This is a genomic window from Thauera sp. (assembly GCF_034003485.1).
GTDB lineage: Bacteria > Pseudomonadota > Gammaproteobacteria > Burkholderiales > Rhodocyclaceae > Thauera.
Genome location: NZ_JAVEYL010000010.1, coordinates 81,479 through 96,985, shown reverse-complemented (window position 1 = coordinate 96,985; position 15,507 = coordinate 81,479). Strand labels below are relative to the sequence as shown.

Sequence of the window (15,507 nt, the reverse complement as noted above, 5' to 3'; positions counted from 1 at the left end):
TCCCTTCATGCGTCCATCCCCGCCTTGCCGGGGGGCATACACACTCCAGGAGCCAACATGAACGCACACGAACAGGAACACATGTGGTCCACGCGCTACCGCAACGCGGGCGAGGACTTCGTCTTCGGTACCACGCCCAACCGCTTCCTGGCCGCGCAGTCGGCGCTGCTGGCTTCGGGCAGCAGTGCCTTGTCGGTAGCCGATGGCGAAGGGCGAAACGCGGTGTGGCTGGCCGAGCAGGGCCTGCAGGTTACGGCGACCGAGATCTCGCCGGTGGCGCTCGAGAAGGCACGCAAGCTCGCCGCCGGCCGCCATGTCGAGGTCGACTTCGTGCTCGCCGATGCGGTGGCGTGGGACTATCCCGAGGCCGCCTTCGACTTCGTGGTCGGCGTCTTCATCCAGTTCGCCGATCCGGTGCAGCGCGATCGCATCTTCGCCGGCATGGCGCGCGCGTTGCGCCCGGGCGGCCACCTCATCGTGCAGGGCTACACGCCGAAGCAGCTCGAGTACCGCACCGGCGGCCCTTCGGCGGTCGAGAACCTGTACACCGCCGAACTGCTGCGCACGGCCTTCCCGGGCCTGGAGATCGTGCACCTGCAGGAGTACGAGGACGTGCTCGACGAGGGCGTGGGCCACAAGGGGCAGTCGGCCCTGGTCGGGCTGGTCGCGCGCAAGCCGGCGGCGTGAGTGCGCAGGCTCACTGAAAAGACGAAAGGAGCGGGCGATGAAGGGTACGAAGGCGATCGTGAGTGGACATAGCCGCGGCCTCGGCGCGGCGATTGCGGGCGAGCTCCTTGAGCGTGGCATACCGGTGCTGGGGCTGGCGCGCAGGGGTAACGCAGAACTGGCTGCAGAGCACGGCGACAGGCTCGCCGAGGTGGTGCTCGATCTGGGCGACAGTGCTGCGCTGGCGGCCTGGCTGGCGGGGAGCGCGCTCGGCGACTGGGTGGCGGGTGCGGAGCAGGTGCTGCTGGTCAATAACGCCGGCACCCTGCAACCGATGGGCCCCTTGCCTCTGCAGGATGCAGCGGCCGTGGCGCGTGGGGTGGCGGTGAACGTGGCCGCGCCGCTGATGCTGGCTGCGGCGATTGCGCAGGTGAGCGCGGCGGTGGGGGAGGGCACGACAGGCCAGGTGCGTGACCGTCGCGTGCTGCACATCTCCAGTGGCGCGGCGCGCAAGCCCTATGCGGGCTGGAGCGTTTACTGCGCCACCAAGGCCGCGCTCGACCACCATGCGCGCGCGGTGCAGGTCGATGCCACGCCGGGGCTGCGCATCTGCGCGCTGGCGCCGGGCGTCGTGGACACCGCGATGCAGGGCGAGATCCGCGCCAGCACGCTCGAGCGCTTCCCGCTGCGCGATCGCTTCGCCGAGATGCAGGCGAGCGGGGGGCTGATCGCGCCGGCCGAGTGCGCGATGCATCTGGTCGACTTCCTGCTCGATGAGGATTTCGGCCGTGAGCCGGTGGCCGACCTGCGCGAGCTGATGCGGTGACAGCAGGGCGTGGTCAAGGCGCCATGCAGCGCCGCGGGCCGTTTGCGTGCCTGTTGTCCGGGCCTGTTTGCGCGGAGCGCCCGGCTTGGCGATCCTGAAGCGGCGCGTGCTGCGCTGGGTGGTCTGGCTGCGCCGCCACCCCGGCTTGATCGCAGCCTTCGGCTTCGTCTCCGGGCTGCTCAGCTTCCTGCTGGTCGAGCGCCACGAGGGCGTGGCCCGGCTGGTGGCGGTCGCGATGCTGGCGAGCTGGGTCCTGCTGGTGGTCGAGCGCGCGCTGAGCAAGGCGGTGTCGGCGCGCTTCGGTTTCAGGCTGTCGCCGATGCTGGTGCGCTATCTGACCCAGTTCACCCACCAGGAGAGCCTGTTTTTCGCGCTGCCGTTCTTCGTCGCGAGCACGTCCTGGAACAGCGGTCAGGCGCTATTCACAGGGCTGCTCGGCGTGATGGCGCTGGTCACCATCGTCGACCCTGTCTATTTCGGTCGGCTGGCGAGGCGGCGCTGGCTGTTCCTGAGTTTTCACACGCTGACGCTGTTCGCGCTGCTGCTGGTGGTACTGCCGCTGATCCTGCACCTGCCTGCCATGCAGAGTTACCAGCTCGCGCTCGGCGTGGCGGTGGTGCTGTCGTTTCCGTCCCTGGCGGGGTCGATCACGGTGCCGCGCTGGTGGCGCGGACTGCTGGTGCTGGCGCTGCTCGCCGGGCTGGGAGCCACCGGCTGGCTGGCGCGGCTGTGGGTGCCCCCGGCCACGCTGCGCCTGACCCAGGTCGCGGTCACCTCCGCGATCGACCTGGAGCAGCGCGCGCCGCGGCAGAGTCTGAGCAGCCTGAGCGTCGAGCGGCTGCACCGCGACGGACTTTATGCCTACACCGCGATTCACGCGCCGCTTGGTCTGCGCGAGCGCGTCGTTCACGTCTGGCTCCATGAAGGCAAGGAGGTCGACCGCATCGAGCTCGATGTCACCGGGGGCCGCGCCGAGGGCTATCGCGCATGGACGCACAAGCGCAACTTCCCCGAGCGGGCGCAGGGGCGCTGGCAGGTGAGGGTATTGGCCGCGGACGACCGCATGATCGGCACCCTGCGCTTTCGCGTCGAGGCGGAGCAGCCGGCGCGCTCGGATGGCGTGGATCAGGCGGCGCAGCAGGATGCCCCGGCGCAGCAGGATCAGCCGAGTCAGGAAACTGGAGGCGCTCTCGACGCGCGCTGACGCGGCTCTCTCAGCAGATGCGTTCCCACAGGCTCTGCTCGTCCTCGAAGTGGTCGAGCTCCAGGCCCTTGAAGTCGCTGCGCGACACGATGCCGACGACCTTGCCGCCGCCCTTGCCGTCGATCACCACCGGCAGGTGGCGGTAGCCGCCGTCGCACATCATGTGCAGGGCGTCGATTGCGGTGCGCTCGGGGGCGATGCTGTCGGGATCGGGTGTCATCACCGCAGACAGATGAATGGCGCCCGGATTGCCGCCCCCGGCGATCACCTGCACCGCGTCGCGGCCGGTGAAGATGCCCTTGAGGTGCGCGTGGGTATCCGTCACCAGCACCGCGCCGACCCTGCGCTCGCACATGCGCTGGCAGGCCGTCTGCACGGTGTCGGTGGGGCGCAGCATCAAGGGGTTCTGATCCTTGACGATGAAGGAGATGTTGCGGTTGGTCATGTCATCCTCCGGAGCTACTTGTTTGCGTGGATCTCGTCACACTCTAGGCTTGAAACTGATTGACGGTGTTGATTTTTGTTAATGGAACCGGCCGGTGTCTGCCTTCGCCATTTTGCGCTGCAGCGCAGCAACGACTCGCCTTCGTGTGCTGTTTCATGGCCGGGTGGTCAAAGCCGTGCAGCAACGGGCAGCACGGGTGTAGCCTTTTGCCATGAGTACGAAACCTTCGAAAACCGATGACGGCGTGCCCGCCCCGGCGCCCGAGTCCCTGCCGGCTCCCGAAGGGGATGCGGCTTTTCCGCTGAGCCTGCGCCGCGTGGCGGTGGATACCTATCGCGAGAACGTCGCCTACCTGCATCGCGACTGCGAGATCTACCGCGCCGAGGGCTTCCAGGCCCTGGCCAAGGTCGAGGTGCGGGCCAACGGCCGGCGCATCCTCGCCACGCTGAATGTGGTGGACGATCCGCGCATCGTCCGCTGCAACGAGATCGGGCTGTCGATCGACGCCTTCGCGCAGATGGGCGTGGAGAACGGCCACCCCGCGATGGTCGCGCAGGCCGAGCCGCCGTCCTCTATCCCGGCCCTGCACCGCAAGATCGCCGGCGAACGCCTCGACCGCGACGACTTTCGGGCCATCGTGCGCGACATCGCCGAGCACCGGTACTCGAAGATCGAACTCACCGCCTTCGTCGTCGCCACCAACCAGGGCGAACTCGACCGCGAGGAGGTGTATTTCCTCACCGAAGCGATGACGGCAGTCGGCCACCGCATCGACTGGCGTGAGCGTCCGGTGGTCGACAAGCACTGCATCGGCGGCATCCCGGGCAACCGCACCTCGATGCTGGTGGTGCCGATCGTGGCCGCACACGGCATGCTGTGCCCCAAGACCTCGTCGCGCGCGATCACCTCGCCCGCGGGCACGGCCGACACCATGGAGGTGCTGGCCAACGTCGAGCTGCCGATGGCGCGGCTCGCCGAGATCGTGCGCGAACATCGCGGCTGCCTGGCCTGGGGCGGCACGGCCAACCTGTCCCCCGCCGACGACGTGCTGATCTCGGTCGAGCGCCCGCTGTCGATCGACTCGCCGGGGCAGATGGTCGCATCCATCCTGTCGAAGAAGGTGGCCGCCGGCTCCACCCACCTCGTGCTCGACATCCCGGTGGGCCCGACCGCCAAGGTGCGTTCGATGCCCGAGGCGCAGAAGTTGCGCAAGCTGTTCGAGTTCGTCGCCGGGCGCATGAACCTGACCATCGACGTGGTGATCACCGACGGCCGCCAGCCGATCGGCAGCGGCATCGGCCCGGTGCTCGAGGCGCGCGACGTGATGCGGGTGCTCGAGAACGACCCGCGCGCGCCCAACGACCTGCGCCAGAAGGCGCTGCGCCTGGCGGGCCGGATGCTCGAGTTCGACCCCGACGTGCGCGGCGGCGACGGCTTCGCGATCGCGCGCGACATCCTCGATTCCGGCCGCGCGCTGGCGAAGATGGACGCCATCATCCACGCCCAGGGCGGCAAGCCCTTCGATCACAACGCGCCGCAGCTCGCCCGCCTCGCCTTCGAGGTGGTGGCCGAGGCCGATGGCCTGGTGGCCGGCATCGACAACCACCAGCTCGCGCGCATCGCCCGCCTGGCCGGGGCGCCCAAGGTGCAGGGCGCCGGGGTGGATCTGCTGAGAAAGCTCGGCGACCCGGTGCAGAAGGGCGAACCGCTGTATCGCGTTCATGCCGACTATCCGGCTGATATGGAGTTCGCCCGCCAGGCGAGCGCGCGCGCGAGCGGCTATGCGATTGGCGGCGCGGACGAGATGCCGCACCTGTTCGTGGAGTTCTGATCCACCTCGAGCGGGGCCCTGCGGGAAGCTCTGCGGGGAGGCCCGTTGGGGTGCTGTGGGAGTGCTGTGGGAGCAACTGTCTGTGGGAGCAACTGTCTGTGGGAGCAACTGTCTGTGGGAGCAACTGTCTGTGGGAGCGGGCTTGCCCGCGAATGAGGCGATCGATCACCTCATTCGCGGGCAAGCCCGCTCCCACGGAAACAGTCCGCGCTGAGCGCGCGTGGGTCAGATTGCGACGGTGCGCAGCGTCGCTGATTCCACGACCACCTCGGCGGCGACCCCGCTGGCGACCTTGATCGGCAGCGCGGGCCATGACGCCAGCGTGGGTGTCGCGATGCTCAGTTCGAAGCGGTCCTTGTCGCGCGTGGTGAAGGCGAGCGTGTGAGCGCCGAGGCTGAACACCGGCTCGCTCCCGCCTGTGCTGCCCGATGCGGCGCCGGGCGCGGCTTCCAGCCAGGCGGCCTGCAGCGCCAGACCCACCGCGCGGCCTTCGCCATCCTCCGGGACGCGGTGTACCCGCCAACCCTGACCGCCGGGCTCGGCGAGCCACAGCCCACGTCCGTGCGTCACCACCAGCTCGACGCGCAGCGCCTGGGCCTGCAGGTCGAGCGCCGGCCAGCGCACCGCGAGCCGCTGCGGCCGGCTTGCGGTGCCGGCGGGATGGGCGGTGTCGAAGTCGAAGGCTCGCTCCACCAGCGCCGGCGTGCCGCGGCGGGCGGCGGCGGGCAGTACGCGCAGCACGCCGGTGAGGCGCTCTGACAGCGCATGCCAGTCGAAGCTGAAGCCCGCCAGCGTGGCCGGCGCGTCGAGGCGGCGCTCGCCGCCGACGCGCTGGTCTTCCTCGACCAGCAGCCCGGAGCGGCCATCCGGCCCGCCGGCAGTGGGGAGCTCGCCGGCCGGGGGCGTGTCGGCGGCGCGCAGCCGGCCGCTCAGGGTGAGCTGCAGCGGGCTGCCGGCGTGCGTGGGGGCGAGGGCAAGGTCGCGGCTGGCGTGCTGCTTGCCGTCGAAGTCCAGCCGCAGCGGATCGGTGAGCAGGGCATGTTCGGCCAGCAGGCTGAGCGCGACCATGCTCAACTTGACCAGGCAGGAGGCGTCGGACTCGATGTCCAGGCGCAGGCGCGGCAGCACTTCGGGCACCGGATCGCGCTGGCAGAACGCAAGCACCTGCTCGAGCGCGGCAGCCCACTCCTTGGCGAGCGGCTCCGCGGGCAGGGTGACCGGTGCGTCCTGCTCGCCGGGCAGCATCGCCTGCCAAAGCAGGCGGTCGTTGCCGTCGGCCTCGGCCCCTTCGAGGACGAGGCGCAGGCGCGGGCTGGCAGGCCGCGCGCCGATGCGGATGCGCGGCACGAGCTCGGAGCCCCTGGGAATCCTCAGGATCTCCTCGTGGATGGCGAGCTGCGTGTCCGCCTTGTCGTGGACGACGGCCGTGCCGGCTTGCGTCCCCGTGGCGCGGGACCGGGACTGCGCGGGCAGGGCACGCAGGTTTTCGGTCATGTTGTGCCGCCCGCCGAGCAGGCTCGAGGCCGTGAATTTCACCACCACTGGCGAGCCCACCCAGGGCGGGTTCAGCGCGGTGCCGGTGCGCCCGGTCTGCGCAGCGTCCGCGCTGATCGCCTCGCCATCTGTCCGGTGCAGGCCGAAGTCGAGCGCCACCCCGGGGAAGGGGTCGTCGATGCGCACGATCGGCGCGGGCCACACCAGCTCGAGCCGGGTCTCGGCGAGGCCGGTGTCCTCGGCCCGCGTGAACCAGCGTGCGTCGTCGGTCTCGAGCGCGAACTCGGCGGGGCGGAACTGCGCCTGCAGGGTGGAGCCGTCCAGGCTGAGCGCTGTGGCGCTGCGGCAGGCTTCGGGCAGTGGTAGCCACAGCGAGCTGCGGAACACCGCGACGCCTGCGCTCATCGCCGGGAAGCGCAGCTCGATGTCGAGCGCCGCGCCCACCGGCTCGGTCAGGGTCGGGTGCGACTTGCGGTAGAGGGCGAAGGGGATCGGAGCCGGCATGTCAGCCTCGCGTCAGGCGCAGGTTGTTCGCGCTGACCACGTTCTTCAGGTTGGTGTCGACGCTGTCGATGCGGGTGTTCAGCGTGACCCGGTTGCGGTCGAAGGTGGCGAGGTCGGTGTTGAAGCGCGAGACGTCGGTGGAGAACTGCCCGTAGCGCACGTCGAAGTCGTTGAGCCGGGTGCCGATCAGCGTGCTGCGGCTGTCGAAGTCGGCATAGCGGGTGTCGAAGCTCGAATAGCGCGAATCGAAGCTCGAATAACGCGTGTCGAACGAGGCATAGCGGGTGTCGAACGACTGGTAGCGGGTATCGAAGCTGTCCACACGGGCGTCGATCGCGAGGCGGTCCTGATTCACCGCCTGGGCGAGTTCCTGCACCTGCCGAAGCTGCACGTCGACCGCGCTGGCGCGCGCTTCGACCTCGCGCGCGAGCACGCCGATGTGTTCGAACTCCGCCAGGTTCAGCTGGGCGACGGTGTCGATGCGCTGGCCGAGGTCCTGGCGGGTCGCCGCGCTCAGGGTGTAGCTGCCGAGCGAGCGCGGACCAACCTCCACCGCAGCCGCGCCGAGCTGGGAGACCACGGCGTCGCGCGTCGCCGCCGGCAGGCTGTCCGCGTCGCTGCCGATGAAGCGGTCGACCGCGGTCTCAACCTGGCGCTTGCCGACCCACTCCGCAGCGCGCCCGGCACGGCCGGCAAGATGAGTCTGGGCGAGGTTGAGCAGGTCGTCGATCACTGCGCCGTCACCCGATTTCGCGCGTACGGCGAGATCCTGCTCGAGCGGCGTGCCACCTTCGAGCACGTCGGCCAGGAAGCTCACCCAGGGCTCGACCCAGTCGATCCAGGTGGCGGTGCGCACCGCACGTGCGAGGCTGCTGCCGCGGTCCTCGGCGTCGAGCACGTCGGCCTGGATCAGGCCGCTGTCCACCGGCCATGCCAGCTTCCAGCGTTCCCGGCTGATGGTGTCGATGGCGGCCCCGTGCGCGTCGCGCACATACAGATCGACCGCGCTGCGCAGGCTGTAGCTGCGGTCGCGCAGGTAGGTGTCGGCCATCGCGCGCAGGCCGGCTGCGAGCGCGAGCGGATGCGCGGCCTGCGGATCGAGCCCGCCGAGCGCGGTCTCGAGCGCGGCCTGCTGGGTCTCGGTGAGCGGCTCGGACGGCGGGGTAAGCAGTTCGAGCTCCGCGCTGCCGTCGCCGCCGGTGAGCACGGTCACCGCCTGGCCCTCGATGCGGCGGAAACCGTACAGATACACCAGCCGCCCGATGCTGGTCTGTACCGTCACCGCGACGCCGGCGCGTGGCGTGCCGCCGTGGTCATTGACCTGCAGGCGCAGCGTGCGCGGCTCGCCCAGCCAGGCGTCCTGCGGATGCAGCGCCAGGGTCAGCGCCAGGCCGGTCTCGGTCGGGGTGGCGTAGGGATCGCCGCCGTAGAACAGCTCGACCCAGCGCGTCGGCTCGAGGCCGAGCGCGGCGACGCAGATCTCGGTGAAGCGCTCCGGGCCGATCAGCCGGATTGCGCGCACCTGGACGATGTCGGTGAAGTGCCCGCCGAGCGCCGCGCGCGCATCGAGCAGGCGCTGGCCGAGGCGCAGGCCGATGTCGGGCTCGCCCGGGAACTCGATGTCGCGATCGAGCTGCGCCGCGCTGGTCGCCGAGTTCAGGAACGCCAGCACCCGCGCCGCCTGGACGGCGGAGAGGTCACTGGGCTGCAGATAGACGATCGGCATGGTGTGGGCGTTGCGTGCGCTCGGGGTGGCGCGCCCCAAGGGCTCGGGGGCTTCGGGGGCCTTGGGCGCCTCGGGCGAGGAGGCTGGCCGTGGGGCGCGCGTGGTTTATCGATTGATCTTGGTGGCCAGTCCGTTCAGGGAAGTGTTGATCGCCTGCAGGCGCGAGCCGAGGTCGGCGACCTGCACGACGTCGATCTTGTTGATGCCGTCGCCCAGCGCGCGCAGTCCGGCGCTGATCTCCTTGCCGGTCTTCTCGGCGGCGAGCACCCGGCTCTCGAGCACGGCGACCGCCTGCTTGGATCCGGCGGCATCGCGTGCGCTGTCCTGCGCGACCTTCGCGGCCTGGCCGACCTCCTGGGTCACCGTGGCTTGCTGGCCGTAGCCGGCGGCGACCCCGGTGTCGACCGTGCCGGTGGCGAACTGCATCTGCATCGCGCCCATCATCATCGCCTTGGCGTGCTGCACGGCCGGGTCGCTGCCTGCATCGATCACGCTGGCGGCCTTGTCCAGCGCCTTCATCTCGCGGATGCGGCCGAGCGTGCCGCGCTGGTTGGCGCGCTTGTCGAGCTCGCTGACCATGCGGTGGATGAGGTCGGGCACGCGGATGTGTTCCTTGATGATGCGTCCCCACTCGACTTCGGCCACGTCGATGCCTTCGACGTGCTCGTGCGACCAGTTCGGGATCCATTCGCGAAAGCTCACCTGCACGGTGGCGACACCGCGCGTGGGGTCCGGCGAGGTGGCGACCGAATCCGGCTTGGCAAAGGCCATCACCGTGGCGCGGTAGTGCTGCCATTCGCCGATGGCCTTCATCACGCCGCCGATCACGCGCCCGCCGGTGAACTGCTCGAGGTAGGTGTCCGCGTAGCCGCGCACCGTGGCGTTGGCCTCGTACATGGTGCTGATCGAGCGGAAGGCCATCTGCGCTTCAGGATCCTGCGGCGAGGCGGCTTCCTGCAGCACCTTCATCACCGTCTTGCCGCTGCTGCCGGCCTGGGCCTGCAGCACCCCGGCAAAGCTGCCTTCGGTGCTCGGCGCCATGCCCTTGGTGAATTGCGAGCGCAGTTGCAGGCGGACCTGGCCGGCGTTGTTGAACTGCACGGCGAGCGCGTTCTCTTCGGCGTTCTCGCGCACCACGAAGCCGGGCGCAGCGCGCAGCCGGCCCCAGGTGGCGACGACGTCGAGCCAGGGTTTGGGGTCGGGCAGCGCCTTGCCGTCGAGCGTGGTGGCGGTGAACACGAGCTCGGCGGTCTGGCCGACGAGGTAGTTTTCCTGTGCGGTGCTGACCTTGAGCAGATAGTTCTGGCGCAGCGGGGCGGTCTCGGCGTCGATCTTCTGCACCAGCGCGGGCAGGCCTTCGAGTGGGTCGATGCGGGCATCGAGCGCGGCGATGGCAGCCTGCATGTTCGCTTCGAGGGTGCCGACCTCGGTCTGCAGCACGGCGAGGTCGGTGGTCAGCGCGTCGAGGCTGTTGCCGTAGGTGGTCAGCACGCTCACCAGCGTGTTCCAGTCCTGATGGCGGATCAGATGGCCGGCTTCCTTGGGACCCAGGTCCGCTGCCTGCTCGCGGGCGTCTTGAAGCGTCATGATGTGCTCTCCTTCACGATTCTGCCTTCCACCATCAGTTGCAGCGGCACGCCGGCGGGGCGGGCGCGCTCGATCAGGTTCCACACCCGCTCGGCGAGCGCCGAGTCGGCGCCGGCGCCGGGGTCGGCCAGGCACAGGCGGATGCGGATGCCCGCGGCCGGCGGCAGCAGGCGCAGCGCCCACAGCCGCGCCGACGGCGGGTAGCTGAACGCCGCGTGGCCGAACTGGCCCTCGCCGTCGGGGTCGGTGAGGAAGGCCGGGTCAGTGCGGAAATGGCCGGGGACCGCGGCGCGCCGGGCGGGGGCCGGGAACAGCTGGCCTTCCTTCGACCACCAGTCGCCGCCCGCGGCGGGCGGGGTGGGTGTGGGGGTGACGAGTTGCAGGTAGCGCCAGCGCTCGTCGCTGCGCCCGCTCGATGGCGGCAGCCAGGGCGCGACGCCGTCGACGATGTGCAGCTCGTCCGGTTTGATGCGCAGGCGCAGGCTGTCCGGGGCAACGTCCGCGCTGGCGGTGAATTGCTTGGTGGTGGCGTCCCACGCCCCGAGCTCGGCGCGCACCGCGGGCGCGAACAACACGGCGGCCAACGCCAGGTCGCTGCCCAGTCGATCGCCCAGGCCGGCATCGCCAAAGCGGCGCTCGTTGCTGCGCCAGCGCAGCCAGCGCGTCTGTGCGCGGTCGAACTGCCAGTGGCCGCGCGGCTCGGCGCTGATGTCGTTCGGGTAGGCGGTGTCGGCGCGGCCCTCGCCGATCCAGGCGCCGGCATCGAAATCGTGGCGCGCGAGGTCGCGGCCGTCGAAGCGGAACAGGCCGTTGTCAGCCGCGATCCACAGCAGGCCGCGCGCGTCGCGCTGCAGCCCGTGCACCGCGCCGATCAGCTCGGGGAAGGCTTCGAGCCGGGTGCCTTCGCCGTCGGCCACATGCCAGCGCGCCAGCCCGGCGGCGCCGCCCAGCCACAGGCTGCCGTCGGCGGTGGTGGCGAGCGCGGTCAGCGTCGGCAGCGGGCTGGTCATGGCCGCGTCGGGCGCGGTTTCGGGTTGCCAGTCGGGCAGGTGCTCGGACACCGCGGTGCCCTGGTAGCGCCAGTAGCGGCCCTGGCGATACTCGAACAGGGCGTTGGCGGTGGCGATCAGGTCGCGGCGGCTGGTGCCGGTAGCGGGATCGTGCTCGACCAGGAGGGCGTGGATGTCGAGTGTGGCGTGGCGGCGCTCGGTGAGGCTGCCGTCGGCGGCGATCACGCTCAGGCCATCCGCGCCACCGGCAATCACGCCGTCGGCATGCAGGGTGAGCGCCCGCACCGCGCCGCTGATGCCGGACACGGCCTGCCAGCGCAAGCCACCGCTCATTGGGCCACCCTCTGGCCACAGCGCGCAGCGGAACAGGCCGGCGTCGGTGCCGAGCCAGACCGCGTCGCTGCTGCAGCACAGGGCGTGGAAGGGGCCGGCGGGGGCGTCGGTGTCCACCGCGGCGAAGCTGGTGCCGTTGAAGCGCTGCACGCGCCAGGTCTGCAGCGTGCGCTGGATCGCCCACAGGCTGCCGTCCGGCGCGCGCGTCAGCGCGACGATGCGGCCGGCGGGCAGGCTGCCGGCCTCGGCCCACGGGCCATTGGCCGAGGGGTCGCGGCCGGCGTTGGCGGCGGTCTCGAGCGCGCTGGCGACGAGCTTGCCGTCGCGCACCAGCCAGGCGCGCCGGCTGGGCGACAGGCGCAGGGCCGGGTCGGGGGCGAGGGTGCCGGTCCTCGCCACGCCGATGCCGACCGGCGTTGCGCCCGGGGTGTAGCGCTCGATCATCGGCGCCTCGGTGGCGCCGATGATCGGGTTCGGGGCGCTGTCCGGCGAGGCGCCGACGATCACGAAGCCGGCGGTGTCGGCGGTGTCGATCTTCCAGCGTGCCAGCGGCGCGACGTGATCGCCCTGTTGCACGGTCGGCGGCGCGGTCAGGGCCTGGGCGGCGCCGCGCAGCGCCGTTGGCTCCTCGATCGAGAAGCGGCTGCGCTGGCGGGTGAGCGGGGCCGCCATGTCCTCGGGCAGCGCGGCGTCGACCAGGCGGCGCAGGGCATCGGGCGTGCACAGGCCGAGCCGCCAGGCGTCGACGATGTCGGCCAGGCGCTGGCGGTACTCCTCGACGTTCTCGCGCAGGCTGGCCGGTTCGCGCCAGGGCGGCAGGTCGAGCAGGGCGCCCAGGCGGGCGATGTCGCGGATCCACGGGTAGCGTTGCAGCTCGGCGCGGTCCGGCGCGGCGCGCACATTGGCCGCGCCGAGGCCGCGCTCGCGGCGGTGGGCCTGGTAATGGCTGGCCCACAGCGCGGCGTCGGCGGTGTCGGCCCAGTGCGCGCGCAGCACGTGCTGCAGGTTGGCGGCGGCTTCGCCCTGGGCGGCGCCGACCGCGGCCAGCCAGTCGGCGAGCAGGGTGCGATCGTCCGGCTGCGGGCGCCACAGCGAGGGCAGCAGCGCGGTCAGGCGCTCGATCTGGCTGGCGAAGGCGGGGTCGCGGGTGTTCATGCAGACCTCCGGGACGATGGCGTGCGCAGCGGCCGGTGCGGCAGCGCGGCCGGCGGCCGGGTGGCGCGCGCAGGTTGGGCGGACGGGCGGTTGCGCATGATCAGGCCGCCTTCGGCTTCACTTCGACGCTGACGCCGGCGAGCGACAGGCGTTCGCCGGTGGCGAGGGCGAAGCTCGGGGCGTCGGCGCTCTCCAGCACCTGGCTGAGCGCATTCGGCCGGGTGAGCACCCACTGCACGGTGTACTTGCCGACGTCGCTTGCGCTCGCGCCGGCTGCGCCGCCGAGTTGGGCCTCGAAGCCGGCGCTGGTCCATCCGGCATGCGGCAGAGGCAGCAGGCGGGTGAGCCGGCCCCAGCCGAGCACGCGCTTGGCGTCGTCGGCGGGCAGGCCCTGCTCGGCGAGCTGATTGAGGACCGCGATCGCGGCCTCGACCGCGGCGGCGAGCTTGGCCTGGTCCGGGATCGGTTCGCCGCGCGGATAGCGCACCGCCAGCGTGAGCCCGGTGGCCAGCGCCGGATCGACGATGCGCAGTTCGCCGAGTTCGGCAGTCTTGCCGCCCAGGGCCAGGATGCCGGCGGCCACGTCGAGCACGTCGGCGCCGTCGGCGCTGGCGGTCTTGATGCGCACGTCCTCCACGCCGTCGACGCCGATCGCCAGGCCGGCGAGCCGGCTCAGGCTGCCGTCGGCGGCCAGCGGCAGGCGGGCGAAGTAGTCGGCGTAGCGGCTGCGGATCTCGTCCTGCAGCGCGCGCAAGCGGGTCTCGGGCAGGCCGGTGGCGGAGACGAGATGGAGGTCGAGGTCGATCTTCAAGGGCGGTTCGCCGGTCAGGATGTCCACCTTGACGCCGGCGGGACGTACCTGATCCACCGCTTTCCTGATGCGCGCAAACTGGTCGGGGCCGGGCACGCCTTGCAGCGTGACGCGCACCAGCCCGGGCGAGGGTTCCTCGATCTCGGCGCGCAGGCCTTCGGCGGCGACCGCACTCTCGAGCGCGCTGCGGGTGCCGCGCGCCGAGCCGGCGAGGAAGCGGCGGGCGCGGCTGCGCAGCTCGTCGTCGTTCTCGTCGCGGTCCAGGCGCGAGGTGGCGGCCGGGTTGGTGACCGACTCGATGCCCGCGATCGGGCGCACCATCAGCACCAGGCTGTCGGGCGGCAGGCCGTCGTTGTCGGCGACGAGGTCACGCGCGGCGACCTTGGCCGCGGGCTGGCCGTCGACCAGGGTGAGGTCGGCGGTGGTCTCGTACTCGATCGCGCCGTCGGCAGTCGCCACCCGGGTGCCGGCGGGGATGGTGATCTCGCCGGCGGTGTTGCGCGCGCGGGTGAAGCGCAGCTCGCCGCTGTTGCGCCCGGCGCGCACGCGGCGGATGCCGAGCAGGCCCACCACATGGTCGAGCGCGCCGCCGCTGGCGGTCTCCAGGAAGCCGGCGCGGTACACCGTCTCCATTTGCGCGTACAGGCCGGCGGTCTCGAGCGCCACCGCCTCCATCAGCGTGCGCACCACCGAGCCGGGGTAGAGGTCGTTCACCCGCATCTCGCGCTGGCGTGGCAGGTAGTGGATCTCGAAGGCGGTGCCCTCGTCGGGGCGGGCGCCGCCGGCCTTCCATTCCAGCTCGGCGCCGTCGGCCGACAGCAGGTAGTCGGCATCGGGCGCGAAGCGGAAGGTTTCGCCGTTGCGCGCCCCCCATACCGCGGTGATGCGATCCACCGGCGGGCGCTCGAGCGCGTGGCGGTAGGGCTCGCGCGTGGCCTTGGCCGGCGGGTAGGGGTGGGCCTCGCCGCTCACTCCGCCCAGCAGGCGGTTGAGCAGGCTTTCGGCGACTTCGGGATAGGTTTTGCGGCGGAAAGACATGGTGTCCTCACACGGCAAGTTCGATGGAGAAGGGGCCGATCGTCACCAGCTCGGTGGCGGCGACCGGCTTGACCCGCAGCAGCACGTCGACCGTGGAGCGGGTGCCGGGCGAGGGTTCGACGCGCAGCTCGGCCACCTTGTCGATGCGCGGCTCGGCCTTGAGCGCCTCGAGGATGAAGAGCCGCAGCAGGTTGCGGCGCGGGCCGTCGTTCTCGCGCCCGATCAGTTCATGCACCCGCGAGCCGTATTCAGGGTGACCGAGCGCGGCGAGCTCGCCGCGCGGCGTGAGCAGGCGCAGGATCACCGCCTGAGCGAGGTTCTCCAGCCCGTCGCGCGGCATGAAGTCCCACGCCGCACGCGGCTGCTTCGCCGTCTCGGTGAGGCGATACACCGGGCGCAGCTCGCGATGCACCGCATGGATGGCGATGTCGCACAGCAGGTGGGCGGTCGAGGGCGGGCGGAAGCTGGGCATGGGGTTCATCCGATCAGCACGGTGCCGCTGGCGATCACGGTGCCGGCGGGCAGGTCGGCGGGGTCGTTGCAGGTCTGCGCCATGTCGCCCATGCGCGCCGCCGCCTTGCCGTTGATCTGCACCGTGGCGGAGCCGGCGAGGATGGTGGCACTGTTCGACGGCGACTTCTGGAACGGGCCGGCAGTCGGGATGTGGCTGGGCGTGTTGGTGGCGGTCGAGTCCTTGGTGGCGGCGGCCTTGCCCTCGATCTGCACGTCGGACGACAGGCCGCCGTCGATGGTGCCGACGAAGGGGCTGGGCAGCGGGGTCGGGATCGGTCCGCCGGGGCTCGGCACCATCTGGATGTGGATGTCGGTGGCGAGGATGCGGTCGCCTTCTTTCGCGGCAGGCAGGCTCATCGTCTCG

12 protein-coding genes are annotated in these 15,507 nt (G+C 71.3%); 4 read left to right on the top strand and 8 right to left on the bottom strand.

Annotated features, from left to right (window positions below; all coding sequences use genetic code 11):
• Window positions 1–57: 57 nt before the first annotated feature.
• The 3 genes from RBT54_RS07575 to RBT54_RS07565 all read left to right on the top strand — a co-directional run bounded on the left by RBT54_RS07575 (window position 58) and on the right by RBT54_RS07565 (window position 2,696).
• Window positions 58–687 (top strand): class I SAM-dependent methyltransferase, encoded by a 630-nt coding sequence (locus tag RBT54_RS07575; protein ID WP_320365759.1) that lies wholly within the window; start codon window positions 58–60, stop codon window positions 685–687.
• A 37-nt stretch (window positions 688–724) separates the two neighbouring features.
• The gene (locus tag RBT54_RS07570; RefSeq protein WP_320365757.1) at window positions 725–1,492 is read left to right on the top strand and encodes an SDR family oxidoreductase; all 768 of its coding nucleotides are present in this window, start codon (window positions 725–727) and stop codon (window positions 1,490–1,492) included.
• Between the two features lie 85 nt (window positions 1,493–1,577).
• Entirely contained in the window at window positions 1,578–2,696 is a 1,119-nt protein-coding gene (locus tag RBT54_RS07565) for a DUF5924 family protein (RefSeq protein ID WP_320365755.1), read from the top strand.
• A 10-nt stretch (window positions 2,697–2,706) separates the two neighbouring features.
• Here the strand turns inward: RBT54_RS07565 and RBT54_RS07560 are convergent, their stop codons facing one another.
• Window positions 2,707–3,141, bottom strand: a complete 435-nt coding sequence (locus tag RBT54_RS07560) for a CBS domain-containing protein (RefSeq protein WP_320365753.1) — start codon at window positions 3,139–3,141, stop codon at window positions 2,707–2,709.
• A gap of 211 nt (window positions 3,142–3,352) precedes the next feature.
• On the opposite strand from RBT54_RS07560, the gene RBT54_RS07555 reads away from it, so the two are divergent.
• A complete protein-coding gene (locus RBT54_RS07555) occupies window positions 3,353–4,972 on the top strand; it encodes a thymidine phosphorylase family protein (protein ID WP_320365751.1) in 1,620 nt (539 codons plus the stop codon).
• 225 nt (window positions 4,973–5,197) lie between these two features.
• Here the strand turns inward: RBT54_RS07555 and RBT54_RS07550 are convergent, their stop codons facing one another.
• The 7 genes from RBT54_RS07550 to RBT54_RS07520 form a co-directional block, all read right to left on the bottom strand.
• Window positions 5,198–6,970 (bottom strand): hypothetical protein, encoded by a 1,773-nt coding sequence (locus RBT54_RS07550; RefSeq protein WP_320365749.1) that lies wholly within the window; start codon window positions 6,968–6,970, stop codon window positions 5,198–5,200.
• Between the two features lies 1 nt (window position 6,971).
• Window positions 6,972–8,735 (bottom strand): hypothetical protein, encoded by a 1,764-nt coding sequence (locus tag RBT54_RS07545; RefSeq protein ID WP_320365747.1) that lies wholly within the window; start codon window positions 8,733–8,735, stop codon window positions 6,972–6,974.
• Between the two features lie 66 nt (window positions 8,736–8,801).
• Complete coding sequence (locus RBT54_RS07540) at window positions 8,802–10,283, bottom strand: hypothetical protein (protein ID WP_320365745.1); 1,482 nt, start codon at window positions 10,281–10,283, stop codon at window positions 8,802–8,804.
• Window positions 10,280–12,781, bottom strand: a complete 2,502-nt coding sequence (locus tag RBT54_RS07535) for a hypothetical protein (RefSeq protein ID WP_320365743.1) — start codon at window positions 12,779–12,781, stop codon at window positions 10,280–10,282. Before RBT54_RS07535 ends, RBT54_RS07540 begins: the two co-directional genes overlap by 4 nt.
• A gap of 100 nt (window positions 12,782–12,881) precedes the next feature.
• Entirely contained in the window at window positions 12,882–14,630 is a 1,749-nt protein-coding gene (locus RBT54_RS07530) for a baseplate J/gp47 family protein (protein WP_320365741.1), read from the bottom strand.
• A gap of 7 nt (window positions 14,631–14,637) precedes the next feature.
• On the bottom strand, window positions 14,638–15,102 hold the full coding sequence (locus tag RBT54_RS07525; protein WP_320365739.1) for a hypothetical protein: 465 nt from the start codon (window positions 15,100–15,102) through the stop codon (window positions 14,638–14,640).
• A gap of 5 nt (window positions 15,103–15,107) precedes the next feature.
• Complete coding sequence (locus RBT54_RS07520) at window positions 15,108–15,500, bottom strand: PAAR domain-containing protein (protein ID WP_320365737.1); 393 nt, start codon at window positions 15,498–15,500, stop codon at window positions 15,108–15,110.
• Window positions 15,501–15,507 lie beyond the last annotated feature (7 nt).

Bases quoted from the DNA above. Each gene is read 5' to 3' on its own strand.
- RBT54_RS07525 (WP_320365739.1), bottom strand. From the start codon at position 15,102: ATGCCCAGCTTCCGCCCGCCCTCGACCGCCCACCTGCTGTGCGACATC.
- RBT54_RS07540 (WP_320365745.1), bottom strand. From the start codon at position 10,283: ATGACGCTTCAAGACGCCCGCGAGCAGGCAGCGGACCTGGGTCCCAAG.
- RBT54_RS07535 (WP_320365743.1), bottom strand. From the start codon at position 12,781: ATGAACACCCGCGACCCCGCCTTCGCCAGCCAGATCGAGCGCCTGACC.
- RBT54_RS07570 (WP_320365757.1), top strand. From the start codon at position 725: ATGAAGGGTACGAAGGCGATCGTGAGTGGACATAGCCGCGGCCTCGGC.
- RBT54_RS07560 (WP_320365753.1), bottom strand. From the start codon at position 3,141: ATGACCAACCGCAACATCTCCTTCATCGTCAAGGATCAGAACCCCTTG.
- RBT54_RS07550 (WP_320365749.1), bottom strand. From the start codon at position 6,970: ATGCCGGCTCCGATCCCCTTCGCCCTCTACCGCAAGTCGCACCCGACC.
- RBT54_RS07555 (WP_320365751.1), top strand. From the start codon at position 3,353: ATGAGTACGAAACCTTCGAAAACCGATGACGGCGTGCCCGCCCCGGCG.
- RBT54_RS07575 (WP_320365759.1), top strand. From the start codon at position 58: ATGAACGCACACGAACAGGAACACATGTGGTCCACGCGCTACCGCAAC.
- RBT54_RS07530 (WP_320365741.1), bottom strand. From the start codon at position 14,630: ATGTCTTTCCGCCGCAAAACCTATCCCGAAGTCGCCGAAAGCCTGCTC.
- RBT54_RS07520 (WP_320365737.1), bottom strand. From the start codon at position 15,500: ATGAGCCTGCCTGCCGCGAAAGAAGGCGACCGCATCCTCGCCACCGAC.